This window comes from Paenibacillus vulneris, from assembly GCF_039543185.1.
Taxonomy (GTDB): Bacteria; Bacillota; Bacilli; order Paenibacillales; family NBRC-103111; genus Paenibacillus_S; species Paenibacillus_S vulneris.
The window spans coordinates 510985-531964 of record NZ_BAABJG010000006.1; the positions used below are offsets into that span (position 1 = coordinate 510985).

General features: G+C 48.8%; 18 protein-coding genes. 3 read left to right on the plus strand and 15 right to left on the minus strand.

Annotation, left to right across the window (positions count from 1 at the left end; genetic code table 11):
- Positions 1-63: 63 nt before the first annotated feature.
- The 3 genes from ABEA66_RS07730 to ABEA66_RS07740 form a co-directional block, all read right to left on the minus strand.
- Positions 64-666 carry a histidine phosphatase family protein gene (locus ABEA66_RS07730; protein WP_345587106.1) on the minus strand — a complete coding sequence of 201 codons (603 nt, stop codon included), beginning with the start codon at positions 664-666 and terminating at the stop codon, positions 64-66.
- A gap of 340 nt (positions 667-1006) precedes the next feature.
- Positions 1007-2572, minus strand: coding sequence for an extracellular solute-binding protein (locus ABEA66_RS07735; RefSeq protein ID WP_192705419.1), 1566 nt, complete (start codon positions 2570-2572; stop codon positions 1007-1009).
- 401 nt (positions 2573-2973) lie between these two features.
- Complete coding sequence (locus ABEA66_RS07740) at positions 2974-3903, minus strand: metallophosphoesterase family protein (RefSeq protein WP_345587107.1); 930 nt, start codon at positions 3901-3903, stop codon at positions 2974-2976.
- 256 nt (positions 3904-4159) lie between these two features.
- Between ABEA66_RS07740 and ABEA66_RS07745 the strand changes: the two genes are divergently transcribed.
- Entirely contained in the window at positions 4160-5659 is a 1500-nt protein-coding gene (locus ABEA66_RS07745; RefSeq protein ID WP_345587108.1) for a serine hydrolase domain-containing protein, read from the plus strand.
- A 63-nt stretch (positions 5660-5722) separates the two neighbouring features.
- On the opposite strand, the gene ABEA66_RS07750 is transcribed toward ABEA66_RS07745, so the two are convergent.
- The 3 genes from ABEA66_RS07750 to ABEA66_RS07760 all read right to left on the minus strand — a co-directional run bounded on the left by ABEA66_RS07750 (position 5723) and on the right by ABEA66_RS07760 (position 8004).
- The gene (locus ABEA66_RS07750; protein WP_345587109.1) at positions 5723-5995 is read right to left on the minus strand and encodes a hypothetical protein; all 273 of its coding nucleotides are present in this window, start codon (positions 5993-5995) and stop codon (positions 5723-5725) included.
- A gap of 125 nt (positions 5996-6120) precedes the next feature.
- Complete coding sequence (locus tag ABEA66_RS07755) at positions 6121-6750, minus strand: ankyrin repeat domain-containing protein (RefSeq protein WP_345587110.1); 630 nt, start codon at positions 6748-6750, stop codon at positions 6121-6123.
- A 309-nt stretch (positions 6751-7059) separates the two neighbouring features.
- Positions 7060-8004 (minus strand): alpha/beta hydrolase, encoded by a 945-nt coding sequence (locus ABEA66_RS07760; protein WP_345587111.1) that lies wholly within the window; start codon positions 8002-8004, stop codon positions 7060-7062.
- Between the two features lie 342 nt (positions 8005-8346).
- On the opposite strand from ABEA66_RS07760, the gene ABEA66_RS07765 reads away from it, so the two are divergent.
- Positions 8347-8988, plus strand: coding sequence for an HAD family hydrolase (locus tag ABEA66_RS07765; protein ID WP_345587112.1), 642 nt, complete (start codon positions 8347-8349; stop codon positions 8986-8988).
- A gap of 290 nt (positions 8989-9278) precedes the next feature.
- Here ABEA66_RS07765 and ABEA66_RS07770 read toward each other — a convergent pair whose 3' ends face one another.
- Both ABEA66_RS07770 and ABEA66_RS07775 read right to left on the minus strand, forming a co-directional pair.
- Positions 9279-10361, minus strand: coding sequence for an NAD(P)H-dependent flavin oxidoreductase (locus tag ABEA66_RS07770; RefSeq protein ID WP_345587113.1), 1083 nt, complete (start codon positions 10359-10361; stop codon positions 9279-9281).
- A 52-nt stretch (positions 10362-10413) separates the two neighbouring features.
- Positions 10414-10803 (minus strand): tautomerase family protein, encoded by a 390-nt coding sequence (locus ABEA66_RS07775; RefSeq protein WP_345587114.1) that lies wholly within the window; start codon positions 10801-10803, stop codon positions 10414-10416.
- A gap of 202 nt (positions 10804-11005) precedes the next feature.
- Between ABEA66_RS07775 and ABEA66_RS07780 the strand changes: the two genes are divergently transcribed.
- Complete coding sequence (locus ABEA66_RS07780) at positions 11006-11875, plus strand: LysR family transcriptional regulator (protein WP_345587115.1); 870 nt, start codon at positions 11006-11008, stop codon at positions 11873-11875.
- Between the two features lie 73 nt (positions 11876-11948).
- Here the strand turns inward: ABEA66_RS07780 and ABEA66_RS07785 are convergent, their stop codons facing one another.
- The 7 genes from ABEA66_RS07785 to ABEA66_RS07815 form a co-directional block, all read right to left on the minus strand.
- On the minus strand, positions 11949-12725 hold the full coding sequence (locus ABEA66_RS07785; RefSeq protein ID WP_345587116.1) for a CAP domain-containing protein: 777 nt from the start codon (positions 12723-12725) through the stop codon (positions 11949-11951).
- Positions 12726-12918: 193 nt separating this feature from the next.
- Positions 12919-13659 (minus strand): class I SAM-dependent methyltransferase, encoded by a 741-nt coding sequence (locus tag ABEA66_RS07790; RefSeq protein ID WP_345587117.1) that lies wholly within the window; start codon positions 13657-13659, stop codon positions 12919-12921.
- A complete protein-coding gene (locus ABEA66_RS07795) occupies positions 13659-14912 on the minus strand; it encodes a serine hydrolase domain-containing protein (protein WP_345587118.1) in 1254 nt (417 codons plus the stop codon). Before ABEA66_RS07795 ends, ABEA66_RS07790 begins: the two co-directional genes overlap by 1 nt.
- 328 nt (positions 14913-15240) lie before the next feature.
- The gene (locus ABEA66_RS07800; protein WP_079912252.1) at positions 15241-16356 is read right to left on the minus strand and encodes a phytase; all 1116 of its coding nucleotides are present in this window, start codon (positions 16354-16356) and stop codon (positions 15241-15243) included.
- A 1193-nt stretch (positions 16357-17549) separates the two neighbouring features.
- Entirely contained in the window at positions 17550-18026 is a 477-nt protein-coding gene (locus ABEA66_RS07805) for a hypothetical protein (protein WP_345587119.1), read from the minus strand.
- Between the two features lie 90 nt (positions 18027-18116).
- Positions 18117-19250 (minus strand): extracellular solute-binding protein, encoded by a 1134-nt coding sequence (locus ABEA66_RS07810; RefSeq protein ID WP_345587120.1) that lies wholly within the window; start codon positions 19248-19250, stop codon positions 18117-18119.
- Entirely contained in the window at positions 19247-20962 is a 1716-nt protein-coding gene (locus tag ABEA66_RS07815; RefSeq protein WP_345587121.1) for an RNA polymerase sigma factor, read from the minus strand. Before ABEA66_RS07815 ends, ABEA66_RS07810 begins: the two co-directional genes overlap by 4 nt.
- Positions 20963-20980 lie beyond the last annotated feature (18 nt).

Genomic DNA, 20980 nt, shown 5'->3' on the forward strand with positions numbered 1-20980 from the left:
ACTTTTCGAGTCATAGGATACAAGCCTGCTTTAGCGTGCCCGACGCACCACTCCGTTACCGGGTCAGATGCTTTTCATCAGCCCATCAAGATGTGAAGTATCATTCAAGAAATGGACTTTTCTGCTGCCGGCAGTCATTTCCACAAGATGAATGGCCGTGTCTCCATTGCTGAATCCGAACTCTTTGGTAACCGGCATTTTTAAGAACGAGCGCAGCAGATTGTTGATAACCCCGCCATGGGCTACGATGGCGATTCTCTCGTACGGGGAGGAATTCAAAATTTTGGAAAAAATGACCTCGATCCGCATTCGAAACTCGATATCCGATTCTCCGTTTTCAATCCGCTCATGTGCTGCCTTTGGCCGTGCATATTTTTTCCCCTCTTCATAAGACAACCCGGCTAAAACGCCGTTATTATACTCCATGAGCTCATCCTCATATTGAACCGGACATCCAACGGTGTTCGCTAACACCCCCGCCGTTTCGCTCGCTCTTCTTAATGTGCTCGCCCAGATAAACTCAGGAGGATACAGCTTACTAACTTTCTCCGCCATCAGCTTAACCTGCATACGCCCCAGCTCGGTTAGCGGAAAATCCGCCCGCCCTTCGTGCACCTTCAATATATCCGCTTCCGATTCTCCATGACGTATCATCAAAATTTGCATACTACAACCCTCCTATAAGAATGTAATGTTGTTGCTGCCGTTCTAATTTTGGAAAGCGCCATCCTTCTACTTCTCACCATTTCATATTTGTGCCGGCCGGCTTCTATAACAATAAAAGGTTTTGGAGGAAAAATATAGACTTATCTTTTCGAATCAGTTATACTATTATTATAGGAACTCGAGATAGCACCCCTTGCTTAAAATCTGTCAAAAACAGGCTTTTATTTGCTTATATCACATAAGATCAACCACCGCTACCGGTGGTTTTTGTTGTTTTACGACTATCTTCACAAGACGCAAAAAGCCTGATTCACATAACTGAACCAAGCTTTTTCCCGTCTTATTGCTGTTGATTGCTGAAAATAGTGATGCCGTCTTTGTTGTTGTATCTTTCGGTAGCTTCCTTGATGATTTCGTTGCCGCCCTTAGCCTTGTACTCTTCGATAACCTTCGGCCAATCGGAGATCGGCTCCTTGCCGTAAATCATTTTCACCATGTGATCGATAATCAGCTTTGGACCCGTATCGCCAAGCGGCGTCAAATCCGGATATTTGGAGAATGCTTTGAGGTCCGGATTGAATCCGATACCAGGCAAGCCTTCTTTGGACAAGACTGTATCAAAGGCTTTCAATATATCCTGCCCGTCCTGGCTGACACTTAGTTGCAGCTTGTTATAAGTAGAATCGGACGCCAGTCTCAAGGTCGTGCGGAATGCTTCTTCTTGAGTCTCCTCTTTATTCGTCGGAGCTTTGTAGTTGATTTTGCCGTTCTCGACCGTGTAGTTCTCGCCTTCTACACCAAGGCTAAAGAACTTGTCCGCTTCATCGCTCGCCATCCATTCCACAAACTTCATGATGCCGATGGCTTTCTCTTTATCTACGTTTTTGTTGATGTAGTAAGCGCTGACCATTGGGGAGTACAGGAAGTACCCGCCTTTTCCTTCCGGTCCTTTAGGAGAAGGAATGACATCCACCTTCGCATTAGGATCTACCGCTTTCAGATTCGTTCTGAAATCCTTCAAGCCGGTACCTACATTCGCCGACCAGATGCCCGATTTACCGGCGTTGATGTTTTTGCTGTAATCCGTGGAAGAAATCGTAGCAAAATCTTTAGGCATCAAGCCTTCGTCATACATCGTTTTATATACCTGCAGAGCCTTCTGCATATTCTCTACATCAAAGAACTTCGGCACGATTTGGTCGCCTTGTTTTTCGAACTGGTCCTTATAAGGAAGCACATCATATGCGCCCAGAATCACGTCGGCATACTTGAAGTTTTCGCGCATTTGGTAAGGATTTTCTACGCCCAGCTTTTTGAAGGCGCGCAGGACGTTCAAGAACTCGTCAACTGTAGTCGGCACCGGCAGTCCCGTCTTCTCCAGCAAATCGGTGCGGATATATGTACCGCGGCGGGACGGATTCGTCAAATAGCTCGGAATCGCGTAGATTTTGCCTTTATACGATACGGAATCCCATGCCGCTTTTGGGACCTTTTTATACACCGTAGGCGCATATTCCTTCAGCAGATCGTCCAGCGGCATAAATACGCCGGCTTCTACAGAGCCTGACATATCCTTGCCTGTCGGCATATCCAGACTTCCAAGCACATCCGGAAGATCGTTGCCGGCGAACATCATGCTCATTTTTTCACGCTGAATCAGGCGGACGTCCAATTCCGTGTTCGTCAGCTTGTTCAATCTTTGAACCCACTTGTCCTTGTTTAGATCAGGGGAACGCTGCGCATAGCCGTCGCCCGAAGTGATCGGATACGCGATAGAAAATTTTAATGGACCCTTATCCCCGGATTTTCCTGCCGAATCTTTCGCTTCTTCCCCTTTGGTAGAGCATCCTGCTATGGAACCTGCCGCAAGCGCCGTAACCATGACCATACTTACTGCTTTTTTCATAGTATTCCTTCTCTCCTGATGTTTATCTCTATTTTAACTTCCCCCTTATCTTAACTTATTTTCGACTTTGGCCCCAACGGTCTTAATTACGGAAGGTTGTGTTTTTTTACGATTAGAGTGAAATTGTCTTGTTCATTGTCAGTTCAAAACCGCGCCAGTACAATAAAAAATGCCCGGCCAGGAAGCCGGACAGCTGTAAAAATTTATGTTTTTCGCAAATGCAAGCAAAGGGGAATGTAAGCGTTGTCTATCCTTGATTTATCGTATTTTCCATTGCTTATAAAAATGAAGGACTCACATCGACTCGCTTAAACATGCTCTAAACCTCTTCCTCTGTTTGAATGAAAAAAGGACAAGTCCCGTCTGCACCCGCCCGCCGGTTTCTCCTTCTGGTCGTCAAGCTAATATTTCAATACACGGTCGGCAATCCGTGCCGTCACGATATGCCCGCCGTACGAATTGGAATGTCCGCACTCCAAGGGAGATGCGCTAACGAAGCCGGTTTCTCTGCCTTCCATCTTGAGCCTTCCATCCTCCAAAGTAACAATCGCATACAAAGGCTCTTCATAAGGAGCACACATCGTCAGTATCGGATGCTGCCCAGAGATTTCCTCCGAATACACCGTATGCTGATAGGGCTTGCCCATCCAAAAATAAGACATGCTGTTAATATGGATAAAATACAGGTCGTCAATCACCTTCACGCCATCCAAATGGTTATGACCATTCATACAAGCAATCACTTTGTTGAATCCGGCGGCCTTATTCGCTTCCTTCACGATAGACCGGAAATCCTCACTGTTATGTACGCCGTAGTTCACATCCGTGTAGCTGGACTCCAGGTTTTGATGACTGAAAATAACGGTTGTTTTATCCGTTGCAGCCAGGTCGCCGCGAAGCCATTCCAGCTGTTCAGGGGTCAAATAATTGTTAGCCTCCGGGTGCTTATGGTAGTTGCAGAATTCATAGTCGATGTACCGGCCTTCGAGAAACAGGTTATTCCCATCCAGCACAACGAAATGATAATCGCCGCTGTCAAACGAATAGTAGCTCTGTTCCATCCCGATGAAATCCATGATCGTTCTTTTGCTGCACTTGTCCATGTCATGATTGCCGAGCACATGGTATCTTGGCCCTTCGAATTGCTCCCACGTATTCACAAAGGATCTATTCTCCGGAAGCGGATAGCAAAAATCACCCAGCTGAATGATAAAATCGACTCGTTCCCGGTTCATATGCTCGATAAAGGTTCTCAAACGATCCTCGGCCTTGTACATAAAGTCCTGATGGACGTCGGCCATAATTCCGAATCTCACTGGCTTTTTCCCCATAGATGATCTACCTCTTTCTCTTAATGGAATGAGCAATTTGGCACTTTTTTTCGAACGGGACATCGTGGCTTGAAGAAGGATGATGCAATAAAAAAAAAAAAAATGAAACCCTTTTCATCATGAAGGATATTGGTAAAATTTTCAACCCTTCTCCTTGTATTTTTATTGTTAAAGCAGCTCTTCATGCTAAGACGGGTGCGTCTCTTGGCCCAACTATGTTATCATATAGGAAATTACTGGAAGGGCGTGTTATCGGATGTCCATATGGGAACGAGCCCGTAGTACACAGATGGGAGGACCATGGCTCACTTATGCCGATCCGGCTGAAGCCGGTTGGTCGGCGGAGAAGCTTCAAGAGGCCAAACAGGTTTTCGACGAAATAGGATCCGCTGCGCTTCTGATCGTCGATCGAGGCGCTATTGCTGCTGCCTGGGGGAATGTGACGGTTCCCTATCGCTGTCACTCGCTTCGCAAAAGCCTTTTAAGCGCCTTGTACGGAATTCATAGGAAGCTGGGTAATATAGACATCAACCGAACATTGTCTGAGCTCGGAATTGACGACGCACCGCCTTTAACCGAACAAGAAAGGCAAGCCAAGGTTGTCCATTTATTGAAGGCACGCTCCGGTATTTATCATGAGGCGGCTTCCGAAACGGCAGCAATGAAGAATAACCGCCCAGCAAGAGGCAGCCATGCTCCGGATACATTCTGGTACTATAACAACTGGGATTTTAATGCTCTGGAATCGATATTCGAGCGGGCTGTGGATTCCACGGTGTTTGAAGAATTTGAACAACGTCTTGCGATACCGCTTCACATGGAGGATTTCTCTCCCGCGCTGCATACGCAAATGGTTAAGCAGGGGCAGTTCTCCATCCATGGGGCGAGGCATTATCGCCTCTCGGCCAGAGATTTAGCCCGTTTCGGGCTTCTTTACCTGCAGCATGGGCGCTTCGGTGATCAGCAGCTGATTCCTGATGACTGGATTCGGGAAAGCACCGCGCCCCATTCGATAATGGAACCGTTAGGCGCCGGTTACGGCTATCTATGGTGGGTACCACTCGATGCCAAGTGGCGAGAGCATGGCATGTACGAGGCTAGAGGAGTAGGCGGGCAATGCGTTACAATCCTTCCCAAAGAGGATCTAGTCATCGTGCATCGGGCGGATACGGACAGCGGCCGCCATGTGAATGGCCGTCAGGTGCTTCGGTTGTATCAACTTATACTGGAAGCCAAAGCTGGAGTAACAGCTATACAAGCCCCTCCCGAACTCATCCCTTTGGAGATGGACACGGGAGAGCTGCAATTTATGCTGCATCATTATCGCTCCTTCCACCTTAAAGCCCGGGCATTGGAAATGATTGGGGAAAAGCATTGGCTCGAGCCGCTGTCCGCTTCCAATTCAAGCTCGCCCAAGGACCTCCTTGCACGCATCGTACATCGCGATGCCATAGCTCTGGATATTCTCCAGTCTCATATCTCCCCGGCTGAAACAGTGGCAGAATGGGAACAAGCCGGCCGTTTGTCATCAGCCGATGTTTCAAGACTCTGGCTCCGGCGTTATAAGGAGCAAAGAGAGCGGTTTTACTCGATTTTACAGCGGCTATCCACTCAGGACTGGGAACGAACCTACCTGTGGAACGGGCGGGAGATTTCCGTGAAAACGTACTTTTTAACGAATGTTTTACTGGACTACCAGCTCTCCGAGCCTCTGCTTCGATTCTTTCAAGCACATAAAGATGCCGAAGCTCACTAATACACGGACCGGCCGAAATAAAAATAAGCCTCCGACTTTATCAGAGGCATGTTGATGTCCAGCTTATTGGCTTTCAGCGCCACTGTTGTTTTTCGATTCGCGGCCCTTGATTACAGCCCAGCCGACCAGCCCCAAGGTGAAAAACAAGCCGCCGGCAATCATCATATAAAGAAAACCGGACCATATCTCCGTATCATTAGGTCCCGCTCCTACCGGCCCCACCTTAGGCCTGTAGGCAGCCCAATAGTAAATGACCGCTATGATCATGAACAATAATCCGAAGCTTGTAGTAACCACCGGTCTCCACGGTTTGTAGTGAGCCGGATGCGCGATCATGGTATACAGGTCTTGGAGGAAAAGAAAGCCTAATACTATCGTACTTATGATGATTTGCAGCAGGAATTCCCCCTCGTATGCAAATTTTCATTGGAGGAAAAAGGATGATCCCCTACCATCCCTATTTACTTCGACGATTTGGCGCCAATGCTTTTTAGCCAAGTAATCAGGGTGTCTCTTCGAGTGTCAAGACTACCAGCTATACCGAGGGGTGTCTCTACCGCATAACCGGGAACCCCATTGATATCCGCTCCTTGAGCGAGCAGGTACTCGGCCGCACGCCGCTGGCCTCCGTGACAGGCTTGCCAGAATGCTTCGTTAATGTCATTCGTCGTAGGTGAAGGGATGGAGGCCATCAGTTCTTCCATACGGGATATCATCCCCAGAGCTGCTGCGTGCCAAAGCTTGTCAACGCGAGCGCCCCGCTCGACTAAAAGCCTTGCGACATTCCAGCATCCATAACCCACTGCATTATCCAAAGGGGTGCCGCCAGCGATGGAACCCCCCATCGCTTCTATGTCGGCTCCCCCATCGATCAACGCAGCGGCAACCTCCACATCGTCACTGCTTGCCGCCCAGTGCAGCGGCGTCTCCGAGGGCTGTCCTTCCACGGCGGTAGCATTGGGGTCAGCTCCTGCAGCGATAAGTATCTTCACGATTTCGGGTGCATTGGGAAAATATCCGGGCCAGTCGGCAACGACGTGCAGTGCAGTACGCGAACCGCCTTTTTTGTCTAAGGCTCTCTTTGATGCCAAGCCCGGAAACTCCTCTAGGAGACGACGTATTGCGCCTGCATCGCCCGTTTTTACCGCATGAACGAACGACACTGCCATCGGATCATCAGGTTGGATGAAATCCATGAATCCCTCTCCTTGACCATTATTTGCGATGTGTTTTTCCAAAATAAACCTGCCCTCTCTATGATAGGCCAACATCGTCCACTAGATCAATTGCCCGACGAAATTATCCCGGCTATCCTTGCAACGGATCGGGCTTAAAAACTTGCATGGCTCGGATTTCAAAAAAAGCTTCGCGCTTCCCTCACGATGTGGGATCAACTGTAGTTAGCCTTCCTTCAGCCAAGCGTTCGCCAGCAGCAGTGCCCCTCGTGCGGCATTCGTGTCCGCGAGCGCATTCAGCATGACAAAATCGTGGATAATGCCTTGAAAACGCACGGCCGTCACCTGCACTCCCGCTTCACGCAGCTTAGCGGCATAAGCCTCTCCCTCATCGCGCAGCACATCTGCTTCGGCGGTAATGATTAATGCGGGAGGCAATCCCTTAAGCTGCCCGGTCGAAGCACGAAGCGGCGATGCCGTAATCCGCGCGCGTTCCTCCGGACTGGTCGTATATTGATCCCAGAACCACTGCATCCCTTCCCTGCTTAGGAAATACCCTTCCGCGAATTGCTTGTAGGAATCGGTATCGAAAGAAGCATCGATTACCGGATAAAACAGCAGCTGCTTGTGAATGGCCGGGCCTTCACGATCTTTAACCATTAACGTAATCGCAGCCGTCATATTGCCCCCTACACTATCGCCGGCGACCGTCAGCTTGGAGGGGTCTGCGCCGATCTCCTCACCATACTTGGCAACCCATTCGACGACGGCATAAATCTCTTCTATCGCGGTAGGAAATTTACTCTCTGGCGCCAGGCTGTAATTCGGGAACACAACAACCGACTGTGAACCCACGGCCAATTCGCGAATCAAGCGGTCATGCGTATGCGCATTGCCGAACACCCAGCCGGCTCCATGGATATACACGATAACAGGCAAAGCTGACGAGACATTCTTCGGCTTCAAGATCGTTACCGGCACCTCACCGTTTGGTCCTCCCGGTACACTGCGCTCCTCGATATCGACGTCCGGCTTGTTCACAGACCCCGACTGAACTTCATCCACTTTTTTACGTCCATGTCTTGGCCCTAATTGGTACAGGAACGGAGGGGCCGCCGTGTCCTCCACGAATTTCTGCGCTTCCGGCTCTAGTATCACTTCGTTTGGCATAGTATCAGACTCCCTTTCATTTTGATGTCAATTACTTTTTACACCAAATGAATGATTCCCAAACCTGCACATCCCTGGCAAACCCCTTAACAAGCAGCTGACGATTCTTTAACGATCCATAGGCAAAAATTGAATCTTGTTCAATGGCACAAACTATTTTCCAGATTTTTCTGTACTTTTCAAATAGATAGAGGGTATATTTGTGTCAAGAACACCCACATAACTACCCCAAGAAACGGATGTTTTCTTGCCGCTAATCGACGATCAGCTAAGACGCAAGAAGTGATCAACGGCACGTGATGGCACGCATGGTTGCCGCAGCTGACAAAGGAGAATGAAACAATGAAAAAGTACATACTCTTCGATCATGATGGAGTTCTGGTTGATACTGAATTCTGGTATTACAAAGCGGGAGAACGCGCTCTGGCTGACATTGGATTTACCTTGGATAAAGATCAATACCTCCGCGACATGACCCAGTCATTGGGCACTTGGTCCCAAGCCAGGGCGGCAGGTATTGATGAACAGACCATCAGCAAGCAGCGTGAGGTCCGCGACGTCTATTATCAAGAATATCTAAGAACAGAAGCCATAGAGATTGAAGGCGTAGTTGAAGCTCTAGCCGAACTGTCAAAGTATGTCCGCATGGCCATCGTGACGACTGCAAAACGCGCGGATTTTCAACTTATTCATGAAAAGCGCCAGATTCGGCAATTCATGGAATTCGTCCTTGTCCGCGAGGATTACGAGCGCACCAAGCCGCACCCGGAACCTTACTTGACCGGCCTAAAGCGCTTCGGAGCTACCAAAGAAGAGACCCTGGTTGTAGAGGATTCAAACAGAGGGTTGAGCTCAGCCGTGGCGGCTGGCATCGACTGTGCTATTGTCCATAACGACTTCACAAAAACACATGACTTCTCACTGGCCAGCTACCGAATCAAGACTCTGATTGAACTAAAGGACATTATCCTGAATGAAACCTGAGAGAGTATTCGCCAGCGTGTTATGTAAATGTCTTGTGGCTTAGTTTTTTTCTCAATATTGATCCACCACGGAAACTCAATATTCCTTTGTTGCAATCCACCGGGTCCCAAAGAATCATTTCGGTTGGGACCGCTTTCCGTCGATCTTCTTGCAATACAAGAAGTTCATCCGCCGAATAAAATCAAAATGGAGCACAAGGTCGAAAACCCGAGGTGCTCCATTTGTTCATCTGACGATGTGAAAAATCTTCTGACTCGGTGATTCTGAACGTTCTCGATACCTGGAAACGACTAACGATTGGTATTAAGAAGAATCGATTGGGCTTGATGAATGATTTCTTCCACGATACTCGCTGCGCTTTGACCGGATGTCAACATCCTCAGCCCTTGCCCAGCCCATAATGACATAAAATCCGGGTTATTTTGCTTTGATGCCGCGTTTCGAATATCCCTTGTCGCCGTATTCTGCGTCGGAAACGGAAGCGGCTCGATGCCTCTCTTATCCCACATCTCGATAAAAGAGTTCTTCATCCCTCTGGCCGGACGACCCGAAAAAGCCTTCGTTATGACCGTACTTTCCTCATTGCCGGAAAGCAGCATCTTCTGATAGGCTTCATGAGCTCCGGACTCGATCGAGGTCAAAAAACGAGTGCCCAATTGCACACCTTGGGCCCCCAGCGCGAGTGCTGCGACAAGCCCGCGTCCGTCCATGATCCCTCCCGCTGCGATAACCGGGACCCGAACGTGGTCTGCCATTTGTGGTACTAAAGCCATCGTTCCGATATTGGCGCCCATGGGCCGACTTGAAATGTCGAAGGTCCCACGGTGCCCCCCGGCTTCGCTTCCTTGGGCCACAATCGCATCACAACCCGCTTGCTCGGCAAGAAGAGCTTCCTGCACCGTCGTCGCCATAGCGACGATTCGGATGCCTTGATCTTTCGCTTGCTTCATCATATGCGCGGGAAGAACGCCAAAAGCCGTACTAATCACCGGTACTTGCTCCTCTATCAAGACGGCGAATTGCTGCTCGAAATAATCGGGCGATTGCACGGCCTCTCCCGAAGCCGGTGAAATGCCCAGCTGCTTTCGCATCTCGTTTAGTTCCCGCTGTACTTCTTCGGTTCTCGAATTATCATCGGCAGCTTGGACCGAAAACAAATTCACCCCGAAAGGGGCGTCCGTCAGTTCACGAAGCTCACGTATTGCAGCACGGAGTTCTTCGGGCGCCATATAGGCACCTCCCAGCGTTCCAAGACCTCCTGCATTGGATACAGCAGCAGCCAGGCGGACCGTAACGGGTCCTCCAGCCATCCCGGCCAGAAAGATGGGATAACGAATTTGAAACAGGCGACAAAGCTCAGTATCTAGCTTCATTCTTCTCATACTCCTCCATACTTAATTCCTGTTACAAAGCAGATCAGCAGCTTTATAACTTACCTATCAAAAATTGTGCCTCACCTAATCCAAAACTCCAATCTTCGTCATTATTTTCAACAATTGAAATCATTAAATCAGTTGGTGCAATACCGCATTCAGCTTCTAACCTTTCAGCCAGTAAGGAATAGAGTTTTTGTTTCTTCTCTTTTGACCGTGCCTTGCTTACAATGGAAAGAATAACCAGATTTTCGGTACGATTAAAGCCTAATCCAGTATCTTCAATAATCATATGATGGGCGGGATGTTCGTGAACAATTTGATAACGATCTCGCTCAGGAACATCGAAAGCTTCTACGACAACTTGATGAGCAACATCTAAAAGTTTTTTTACTGCTTCTTTATCTCGCCCTTCGATGAGGTCAAAACGAAGTAATGGCATGTGTTAACCTTCCTCACTTTAGTAATGTTAATAGATTTTCCCGACTAGGTTTATTCCAAGAACAAATACGATGAAGTTAGAGTTCCTCATTTCTATGCTTGTCACTTATGATGATACCTCGTTCTTAAAAACATGTATAATACAGAAATAAGATGTCAGGTATCTCTATTTTATATATCAAAGTTAAAAGTCGGAGGTTGGTATGGATATTCAGTTACTCAAAGTATTTTACACCGCTGCACAGGAAGGCAATATCTCTAAAGCAGCAAATAAATTAAATTTTGCTCAATCTAATGTTACTCATAAAATTCAACAACTGGAATCGGATCTGCAAACACAGTTATTTTATCGCCATAATAGGGGAATTACGCTTTCTCCCTCAGGTCAAATACTGCTGCCTTATGTAGAGAAAATACTTCACGTCATCCAGGAAGCAAGATCGGCAGTTGAAAGTTCCGCTGCTCCAACAGGAACACTTCATATAGGGGCTTTAGAAACAGCTGCTGCTATTCGTTTGCCTGCCCTGCTAACCCAATATCATACTCATTATCCCGCCGTGGATTTATCTCTAATCACAGGCCCGAGTGAACAGCATCTCCATGCACTTCTTCATTATGAGTTAAATGGAGCGTTCGTTACAGGTCCGGTGGTGCACCCTGAACTAATCCAAGAAGATGTTGTTTCCGAGGAGCTGGTGCTTGTTACGCCTGTCTCGCATCCACCAATTCATTCCGTTCATGATATTAAGCTGCTTACGTTTCTCGTTTTTCACAAGGGATGTTCTTATCGGGCAAAGCTGGAGCATTTGCTTCTGGATGAAGGTTTATCGCCGGTGAAGTTCATGGAGTTCGGGTCATTCGAGGCCATCATTGGTTGTGTCGGCGCTGGACTGGGCATCGCTCTTTTGCCTCGTTCTATCATCAATGAAGCGGAGCAGCAAGGGAGAGTTCGTTGCCATGAGATCTCTAAAGAGCATGCCATGGTAAAAACCGTGTTTGTTAGACGAAAGGACGCATTAATTACTCCCGCCTTGTCAGCGTTCTTATCGGAGATGAAAGAGCATTTTCATTAAAAAAGCAGGGGGTCGGCCTCCCCGGAAATCCCGAAGAGGCTGAACGTGTGATACCTGCTGCGCAATCTTTTGCTTATCCCGTAAACTCCTGCACCCACTCGTTATTGTAAAAAGCGATTCCGATATAGGTGAAGCTTTTATTCAGGATGTTGGCTTTATGTCCTGGGCTGTTCATCCAGTCCTGCATAACCTGCTGCGGGGTGGTCTGCCCGTTCGCAATATTCTCTCCGGCCGTGTTATACGTGATTCCGTATTCCTTCATCATGTCGAATGGGGATCCGTGGATCGGAGAGTTATGGTCAAAATAGTTGTTGTCGTACATGTCTTTGGCTTTGGCCATCGCCATGTTGGACAGTTTGGAATCCATGCTGAGCGCACCCATACCTGCTTTGGAACGTTCCTGATTCACCAGATCCAGCACCTGTTGAGCATAAGCTGAAGCGTCCCCCTTCGCAGGGGTTTGCTGGCCCGAAGGAGTCTGGTTTGGCGGGGTTCCCGCAGGGAACTGATTGTTCGGCATACCCACCGGCGTTCCTGTTGGTGTACCCGTTGGCGTTCCCGCCGGCTGCTGCGGCGAAGTACCAGGTGCCTCTCCTGGCTGCTGGATCAGATCAAGCAAATCTGAGGTCAGGTCGTTCGGTTTGACTTGTTTGACAGTTAAATGTGACTTGCCGCCTCTGTCCGTAGAAGTCGATGAAGCCGATGTAATAATTCGGGTTGGGGCCGCTTGATGGCTCTGTCCTGCACGGTCCGTCTGCTTGGTGGTCACCTGCTGGCGTTCCGTTGAAGCGCCGTGATTCGTGCAGCCTGTAATCCATATCAAAACGGCGATCATAACGATTTTTTTCATATGACGAATGCTGCTTCCCCCTAATGTGGTTAAATGTAAGATACCAACTTAACATTTCCGCATCGAGGAGGATTTATACCGGCAAAACAATTATCTTCAACGTATAGGTATAGTGATTAGAAATACTAAGCAATGCCACTGTGATAGATACTACCTTTTGCCGATATCATCCAATGATCGTCAGCAGAACCCATCATCGCCTGCGTGCTTTAACAATGAAAAAATGAGGATGCGTTGACAAATGTTCATCCCATTTCTCGTACCAAGACCTGGCTTCCGGCCGATCCCTGTAATCCTTATCAGGTCGTGGCTCCACGATTTGCTCAATGCTGAATTGCTCCGATGTTATATTAATCACTTCTTGCAAGGGTCTTCTATAAAACGTGACCTCTACCGGACCGATATCCTTTTTATTCCATATATCTGTCAATACCTCATGGGCAAAGTAATCCGGTCGATCAAAAAGATTAAAATCCATGAAAGGATGATGAACAGAATAAAGCAAGGTGCCCCCCGGTTTCAATACTCTATGAAATTCACGGAAGGTGGGCGTCCAGTCGTCAATGTAATGCAGAGTCAACGAACTGACAATAAGGTCAAACGCTGCCTCCTGAAACGGAAGCTCGCCCGCTAAATCGCAAGCCAGCACCGCTGCTTTATCGCCTACCCGCCTCTTGCAGGCTGCCACCATCTCCGGACTTAGATCGATAGCCGTTACAGCGGCACCTCGATTCACCAGCTGCTCTGTGTACCAGCCTGCGGCACATCCGGCATCCAGAACGGTAAGCCGATTCAAATTCTCCGGCATCAGCTTCATCATGGCCGGCCGTTCGTAATAGGCGTTATGACCGCTTTGGGTATCGACATTCTTTTCATAATCTGCTGCCAGTCTGTTGTATGCCTCGAGGACCTTCATGCTCTCACCCTTATTCATTATTTTGTTTTTCTCATGCCCAGAAAGAAAATGCCGCCCTTACCATCAACGGAAAATTCACAGTCCCATTCGTACCAGGTGTGATGAAATCTTGTTTCCGATATCGGGTAAAAGGGGATATATTGGTCATCATTAAAAACGAAGTACCATTGATGTTCATTCCGATCCACGACGGCTTTACAGTCAAACCCTTCCCCTTCATAAGTTCCCATGTACCGGGCGTATACCTCATCTGCGAGAGGGTAACGCTCAGGCCTCACCGGAATGATCGGCTTTTGGCCAAAAACCAGTCCTGCAATCCTTTCCGTCAGCCTTAGAATCGGGACAAAATCATAGTTGGTCAGCATTATGATGGTTATTTGATCCTCCGGAAAACGCTGCATATCGCTTCGATGGCCCCGATAAGCGCCTGAATGATGGATTCTTCTGCGATGGAACCGCTCGTCTATAAACCATCCGAAACCGTAGGTAAAGCTGGGCTCAAACGCGCGATCCAGCGCCGCCTTCGTTACAAGCTTTTCCGTATACAGCGCTTGGTCCCATTTCAACAGATCCTCCACAGTCGAGTACATGGCCCCTGCCGTAAAGCTGCTGCTCATATTCAAATATTCACAGGGAATGAGATCATCCCATGAGGAATGATAGCCGGAGGACATGCCCGGAATGACTTTGGTATGGTGGAACATCCCCGTGTTATTCATCCCCAGAGGTTGAAGGATGCTGCTGTGCAAAAACTGCTCAAAGGGCAAACCTGTTACGTTCTCTACGATCATACCGAGTAAATAATACGATGAATTGGTGTAATCAAACGAAGTACCCGGTTTGAACTGAAGCGGTTTACCCACAAGCAAATGGATGATATCTTCATGTGAAAGCCGTAATTTGTTAAGCCGAAAATGATACCCAGGCAAGCTGGTATAATTCACGAGGCCGGAAGTATGGTGTAATAGATGAAGGCTGAAGATCCCTTTATCCGCCAGCTCCGGTATGTACCTGCCGATATCGTCTTCAAGAGCAAGAAGGCCTCTCTCCTGCAGCATCATGACCGCCATAGCCGTGAAGCTTTTGGTCAGAGACCATATGCGGAACTTGGTATCTGTGGTATTAGGAACGCGATGCTCCAGATTGGCGTAGCCGTAAGCCTTGTTAAAAAGAACCTTCCCCTCCCGGGCAACAAGCACCGTTCCGCTTAGCGTCCACTGCTTCTCATACTCATCTAAATATTCCTCTATCTCATCAGCCAACGTATTCATTCCATCCAGAGACCTCCCCCGCCAGATTGCAGCCGTCCATACTGGGCAGCTTTAAACAACTATAAAGGAGTTTTCCAGAAAAATGTAGACTTATATTATTGTTCCATTTATAATAATATCATAAGGAGCAGGGAACTGCTCCCTTGCTTAAAATATGTCTAAACTCAATGCCGCCTTCTTCTAGGGCGGTTTTTTTTGTCTCTTTTTCCGAGTAAAAAGAGAGTGCTGTTCGGACAAGCACCCACATTGTGTTGTCACCGGCCTAGCTTAATAACAAAAAGAGACAGCGTTATACACACCGTCTCCCTTTGTTCTGTGGAGGTTCTTCTTAGTCGCGGCTGCGCTTCTTGAGCTCGCGCGGATTAATATCGTCATCTATATCTAAATCGGCTTCATCGGCAATTTCTTCCCAATCGACAAATTTAAAGTTTTGGTTAATAATAGCGCCGTTTTGCAGGTTCTCATCGTCCTGCGCTACAAAAATACCGTGCGGGTATTTACTGCCAAGTCCGAAGCTCAGAACGTCGATGCCGTCGGTTCCGCTGACTCCGTCCACCCCGTTATGGTCGACAACCTTGAAGCTGGCAACATAATCGTTATCATCCTCGCGTTCGTACACCGCATATGTGCTGTTTCCTTGGCTGGAGGCAAGCAGGTATCCATCTCCGTCATCTCCATAATATATGGTGAGCCCTTCGATATCCGCCGTCAAATGGTTGCCGTCGGCAGAATCGACTTTACGCAGCGGTGTGCTGCCTCCATTGGGTTCGGCATCGTATTTCCATATAGCCACATCTTCCTCCGCAATGTACAAGTACCCGTATTCATCATCGGCGACCAATCCCTCGGACTGCGTTGCTGTGGTAAACGACCGCACCAGGGTGCCGTTAACCTTGCCTGCCCCATTATGAGTCAGCTCGTATTGCTCAAATTCCCCGTCCTTACCCGTCAAGAGCGCATAGAACTTCCCGGACCGCAAGCTGTGATACAAAGCAAATCCATACACCTCCGCCACATTAGAAACAATCGGAGTACCCGATATATTCGTGAGAGCTCCCGTTGCTTTATCTATGGAGTAAATATCGACGGTGTTGGTCGTACGGTTCGTTGCGGCCGCAATATCCACCTTTTTCGAGCCTAATGGGAAATTATAACGAACATCGATATTATTCATTTTACCTGTCGTATAGGAATACAGCTCGTTACCGTCCAGATCGTAGACGAGTAGTCCGCCGCCTTTGTTAGTCGCAATGATCCGGCTCTTCGACTTATCCGTAGGATGAACCCAGATCGCCGGATCGTCTGCGGCATCGTCACCAGCCGCTACCGCAGCAGTCTCGGCCTTTGGTTTCACACTGACTGCGGGCGCTGCAGCCCATGCTGCGGACTGAAATAACAAACCAACCAAGCCTGCCGTGATTACGGTAAATTTCCATTTGTTCATGTCTCATGTCTCCTTTGTTATTAGCGCTCTTTCAAGTTCATAACGGCGCATAAAATAAGTTAATTAGATACATATTTTCATAATAATGTAAATCATGTATATGACTTATCCAGCCTTTTGACCGATTTGTCAAATGGTTAAGAAAACCGTCATTTATCCGCGTTCATCTAAATAGGGCCAGACTTTTCTCACTAATTCACCTCTGCTAGCTTGCTGTATACATAAACCAAATTGGAGTTTGCCTTGCTCCCCCCCTCCTCAGATTTTTTCCCTTCCTTCATTGCGCTCCTTTTCCAACCACCCCCTTTCATACGTTGGACTAGCTAAGAAAAAAGAGCAGCCGACAATTGGTGATAGTAGGCTGCTCTCGATGAATTATTTAGTTGGTTAGGGTAATCGCTTAACCTATTTTTGCGAAAATACTCCCCAATATTTTGGTTAGGAGTTCACATGGATCTTATAAATAAATGACGACAGCTTAAAAAAGCATATATGACAAGCAAATTCAGAACCACGGTAACCATTCCAACATTAAAATGAAGCCCGATATTTGATGAGACATTGGTTAAGCGCTTTCTTTTATCTTCAAATTCAGGATATCTTACTTTGGGACCGTTGTCAATCCTTTACAAAGAAAAAAAGAAAGCCTTTACAAGACTTATTCACCCATGCCAAAAAAGCCCGCCCTTTCCAAGAGCAGACCGGTTATGCGGCACAGACAATAACTAGATCATCTTTCCTTTTCCGAGTATATGTACCCCTATTTTTTTCGTGGAATGATACGGTAACAAAGCATAATAGTTATAAGCAGAACGGTACAGACCAACGCGATCGTTACAATGACATATGCTTTGTGCTGCATATGATGCGGCTTTATCCCAAAGACCGCTCCCGAATCATTGGGATTATCCATGTTCTTGGGTTCGGAGAGGGATGACGTCGGAAAAGTCGAAGCCAAGCCATCCATACATGGCGGGTTTATCACGTTGTAAAACAATTTCTTTGTCCTGAAGCTCTCCCTTCAGAAAGAATGCAGAACACCCATGCTAGCAATCCGAATCTTCTCATATGGATCCCTCCGCCTCCGCGTATAGATAACTATAGATATAATAATAAAAAAAGGAAAAGACAGATCCCGCCGTCAGCGAAATCCTCTTCTCCCGCTCAGCTTTGATCGGCCCGGTTCCAATAAGCTATTGTACTTCGACAGCAAAATAAAACTCGGCGTTCCCTTGGTCCCCAAACCACTCGCCATGAATGTGATAGAAGTAAATTCCTTTTTCCGCTGGGGTTTGGTATGGATCGCCATTGTCCTTAGCACCCTCCCGGGATAAGGTAAATTGCTTGATACCCGGAGGAGCCTTCGTTGTTATCATTGAGTTAGGAGGAACAACGACAGGCAGGATTCCGTTCTTCTCCATGATTTCGGCAGGCGAAATCATATCTACCGATCTGCAGCTGGCCTGCAGGAATGATCCGCTGCACCAGGAGTAGCTGCCCCGCACAACCGGCACCTGCTTCCCGTTGACCTGAATGGCAGGCAGGGGAGGCTCAGCCTCCCTCACCCATGGATGGCCTGAACCCTGGCCAACCGTTAATCCCCGAACATAATAGCCGCCTGCAAAAGCCAGAATGATAAGAACAGGCACCCCCCATTTCGCTGCTTTCATACCCGCCACCGTCCTTTCTGTAACGATAGACGGCTTACAATATCTTCTTGTTGCAGTGTAAGCTCTACTATTTCATATTTACCCCAAGTGTTACCCTAAAGCTTCCGCCCATTTGCGAAGCGAAGCACGGATCTCGGCGCCCTCTGCAATCCAGCTCATCAGATCCTGCTTCACGAGCTCACGGTTGGCATTCCATTTTTGGCTTACATAAAAGGCGCTTCTTGATGCTTTATCCAGCTCGGCAAGAGCCACCTTCAAGAACGGATGGTTCGCTGTACCGAGTCTCCCTGCAGTTGATTTGGCTGCAGGCAGCTGACTTAGCGGGTAGCCCTCCTTCGGAACGGATAGCTCCTTCAGAAGCTCCCATGCCATCTCCGGATGCTCGCATCGGGATGATATCCCGTAGCCGCCCATGTACATCATCGTCGTATCCTGCCCATCGGCCGATCGCGGCAAGCCCACAACACCGTACTCCTCCTTGCGCTGATGCGTTACGAAAGGAATCCACCAGGAAAAGTCATACACCATGGCAAACCGCTCGGTAAAGGCTTGATCCCCTTCCCCGGTGGTGCCCGGCATTGGTACGATACGCTCAACCCGGAACCAGTCGACAATCATCTGCAGCGCCGCTGCCGTCGCTTCGCCGTCTACATAGCCCTGCGCCGTGCTTCCGTCAGGCGAGAAGTAGGCTCCGCCGCTTCGCTTGACGAACGGCTCGAACCATTCGATGTCGACACCGAGCCTCAGTCCGTATTGCTCGTCCTTCGTCAGACGGCTTGCAATCTCCCTGAATTCCTCGAAGGTCCAGCCATCATGCGGCTCCTCAATTCCTGCTTCCGCGAATGCTTTCTTGCGGTAATAAATGAGAGGTACGGCGATATCGACAGACAGCGCCGCCAGCTTGCCGTCATCGGTCGGCCCGGCAAGAGCGCCTCCGTAGAAGTCCTCCGGGAAAATTTCAGCATCCTGCTGTAAATAGGGCATCAGGTCCAGGATGAGCCCTTGGCGCAAATACGGTCCGAACACACTCTCCGATAAATGGATAATATCCGCCGGTTCATCGCTTTTAATTTTGTTCAACACATTGAAGTTGCCGTTCGCCTGTTCAATTTGCACCTCGATGCCGGCATGGCGCGCCATAAATTGATCCGTCTTTTGGTACAAGGCCTCTAAGCCTTTTCCGTTAGCCTGCGTAATGACAGTAAGAACTTTCGTTGCGCTCACCCTAATTCCCCCTGATTTTTATTTTTCATACTTAATACCTGCACATAGTCTTCCAACAGCCTGACCGCCTGCTCTTCCGCCTGTCTAGCTTGGTCGAGCCAGCCAGCCGCCTTGCTCAAGCTATGGGCAGTCCATTCATACTCGCCCAGCAGGGGGGCCGCTTCACTGACTTGCCTTAAGCACTCCGCCGACTCCTCATATAAAGCAGCTGCATCCCCGAGAACGCCTTCCTCATGCCGGTTCGTGCCTAACGATCGTAAGAAACGGCCTGCGAACATTCTGGCACTGGAGCTGGTATAGGCCAAATAGCGATGTCCATAAGCGTTAGACAGCCTTGGACCGCTATGCAGATGGCGAATCCAATGCCCGTAGGCGTGAATGCCGAAGGCATGCTCTTCGTTTCCTTTTGCACGTGCTTGACCGATGATTTGTTGAAGGATTTGCCCGATATCGTGAACGTTCGTCTTCCGGCCCGTTTTCTGCAGTCCGCATAAAAATCGCAGCGGGGATGCGACGACCTCCTCATAACTCAGCGTTTTCCGATAAGGAGGCGTCACGTCCGTCAGCTCCACGATCCGTTCCATATCGTTGTAGCTATAAATCAAATTCCACTCGTATACAAATGGACGCTGAACGTACGTGTCAAAAAACAGCACCGGACAGCCGCAATCGATGAATCGTCTTATGAATGACATGACGGCTTGTTCATCCGCCGGAACCACCTCGAACATCATAGCTACCTGACGGACCGGAACCGGCGTCCCTTCCAGCTGTCCCGTCAAAAAGACAGGCTCGTAGCCGTAGCCCCCGACCAGCTCCCGGATGTCCAGCTTCCAATCGAATACAAACAACCCGTCGGCGTATGTGTTGAGCTTGGATACCGCCAGTCGAAACGCATGCCCGCTTCTCCCCATTACCTCCGCCGCTGTCACAGCCTCGCCTCTTGCCCGCAGCAGCTTGCCGATCCGGTCCGCATAGGTATCCTTACTATCCGGAATGCCTGTCGGCATGGATAGGGCATTTTTCCGAACTACCTGGGACGGAGTCGTCCAATCGAATCGTTCTCCTTTTGCCAGCGCTCTTTTTTGAATTTTGGCTTTGGAGCGGTACAAGTAGGTGTGAACGCTGCCCGTAGTCGTTCCATAACGCTCCGCCACCTCACCCGCTGTCAGCTGCAGGAAGAAATACGCCTCAAACATGCCGCGCTCCCGCTCATTCAAACACGGAAGCAGGCTTCGGAACAAGGACAGCCACTCCTTGCGAAGCAGCGCTTTCTGCGGTTCGGACTCTGCCTGCTGCTCCTCGCCCATACGGGTAAGCAGTCTTTCCAATGCATCCTCTTGATCAGCCGGCTTGCCTGGGTCCATGCCAGAGATGATGCTGGAGATCGGCATTTCCTTGCCGTACGGACCTCCTCTACGAAGCTTCATGTACGCCTCATTCTTTACAATTTGCCTTAACCAGACGGCGAAGCGCTCCGGATTCACAAGCTTTCCGACATGCAGGAACGCCTTGATAAGCGCTTCCTGCGTGATATCCTCCGCCCATCCGTTGTCCTTGGCCATTTGGTTCGCCAATCCGAGCGCTTTGCTCCTGTGCCGCCCTATCAGCTCACCGAACGCTTCCATGTCGCCCATTCGGGCACGCTCCGCCATTTCCCCATCGTCCGGGCAAGGAACGTCATGCTCCGCTGCATCGCCACTGGGCTTCATCCGAAATTCACCTCCCCT

Coding starts and splice junctions, on each gene's coding strand:
- ABEA66_RS07730 (WP_345587106.1), bottom strand. CDS start 666: ATGCAAATTTTGATGATACGTCATGGAGAATCGGAAGCGGATATATTG.
- ABEA66_RS07735 (WP_192705419.1), bottom strand. CDS start 2,572: ATGAAAAAAGCAGTAAGTATGGTCATGGTTACGGCGCTTGCGGCAGGT.
- ABEA66_RS07740 (WP_345587107.1), bottom strand. CDS start 3,903: ATGGGGAAAAAGCCAGTGAGATTCGGAATTATGGCCGACGTCCATCAG.
- ABEA66_RS07745 (WP_345587108.1), top strand. CDS start 4,160: ATGTCCATATGGGAACGAGCCCGTAGTACACAGATGGGAGGACCATGG.
- ABEA66_RS07750 (WP_345587109.1), bottom strand. CDS start 5,995: ATGATCGCGCATCCGGCTCACTACAAACCGTGGAGACCGGTGGTTACT.
- ABEA66_RS07760 (WP_345587111.1), bottom strand. CDS start 8,004: ATGCCAAACGAAGTGATACTAGAGCCGGAAGCGCAGAAATTCGTGGAG.
- ABEA66_RS07765 (WP_345587112.1), top strand. CDS start 8,347: ATGAAAAAGTACATACTCTTCGATCATGATGGAGTTCTGGTTGATACT.
- ABEA66_RS07770 (WP_345587113.1), bottom strand. CDS start 10,361: ATGAAGCTAGATACTGAGCTTTGTCGCCTGTTTCAAATTCGTTATCCC.
- ABEA66_RS07775 (WP_345587114.1), bottom strand. CDS start 10,803: ATGCCATTACTTCGTTTTGACCTCATCGAAGGGCGAGATAAAGAAGCA.
- ABEA66_RS07780 (WP_345587115.1), top strand. CDS start 11,006: ATGGATATTCAGTTACTCAAAGTATTTTACACCGCTGCACAGGAAGGC.
- ABEA66_RS07785 (WP_345587116.1), bottom strand. CDS start 12,725: ATGAAAAAAATCGTTATGATCGCCGTTTTGATATGGATTACAGGCTGC.
- ABEA66_RS07790 (WP_345587117.1), bottom strand. CDS start 13,659: ATGAATAAGGGTGAGAGCATGAAGGTCCTCGAGGCATACAACAGACTG.
- ABEA66_RS07795 (WP_345587118.1), bottom strand. CDS start 14,912: ATGAATACGTTGGCTGATGAGATAGAGGAATATTTAGATGAGTATGAG.
- ABEA66_RS07800 (WP_079912252.1), bottom strand. CDS start 16,356: ATGAACAAATGGAAATTTACCGTAATCACGGCAGGCTTGGTTGGTTTG.
- ABEA66_RS07805 (WP_345587119.1), bottom strand. CDS start 18,026: ATGAAAGCAGCGAAATGGGGGGTGCCTGTTCTTATCATTCTGGCTTTT.
- ABEA66_RS07815 (WP_345587121.1), bottom strand. CDS start 20,962: ATGAAGCCCAGTGGCGATGCAGCGGAGCATGACGTTCCTTGCCCGGAC.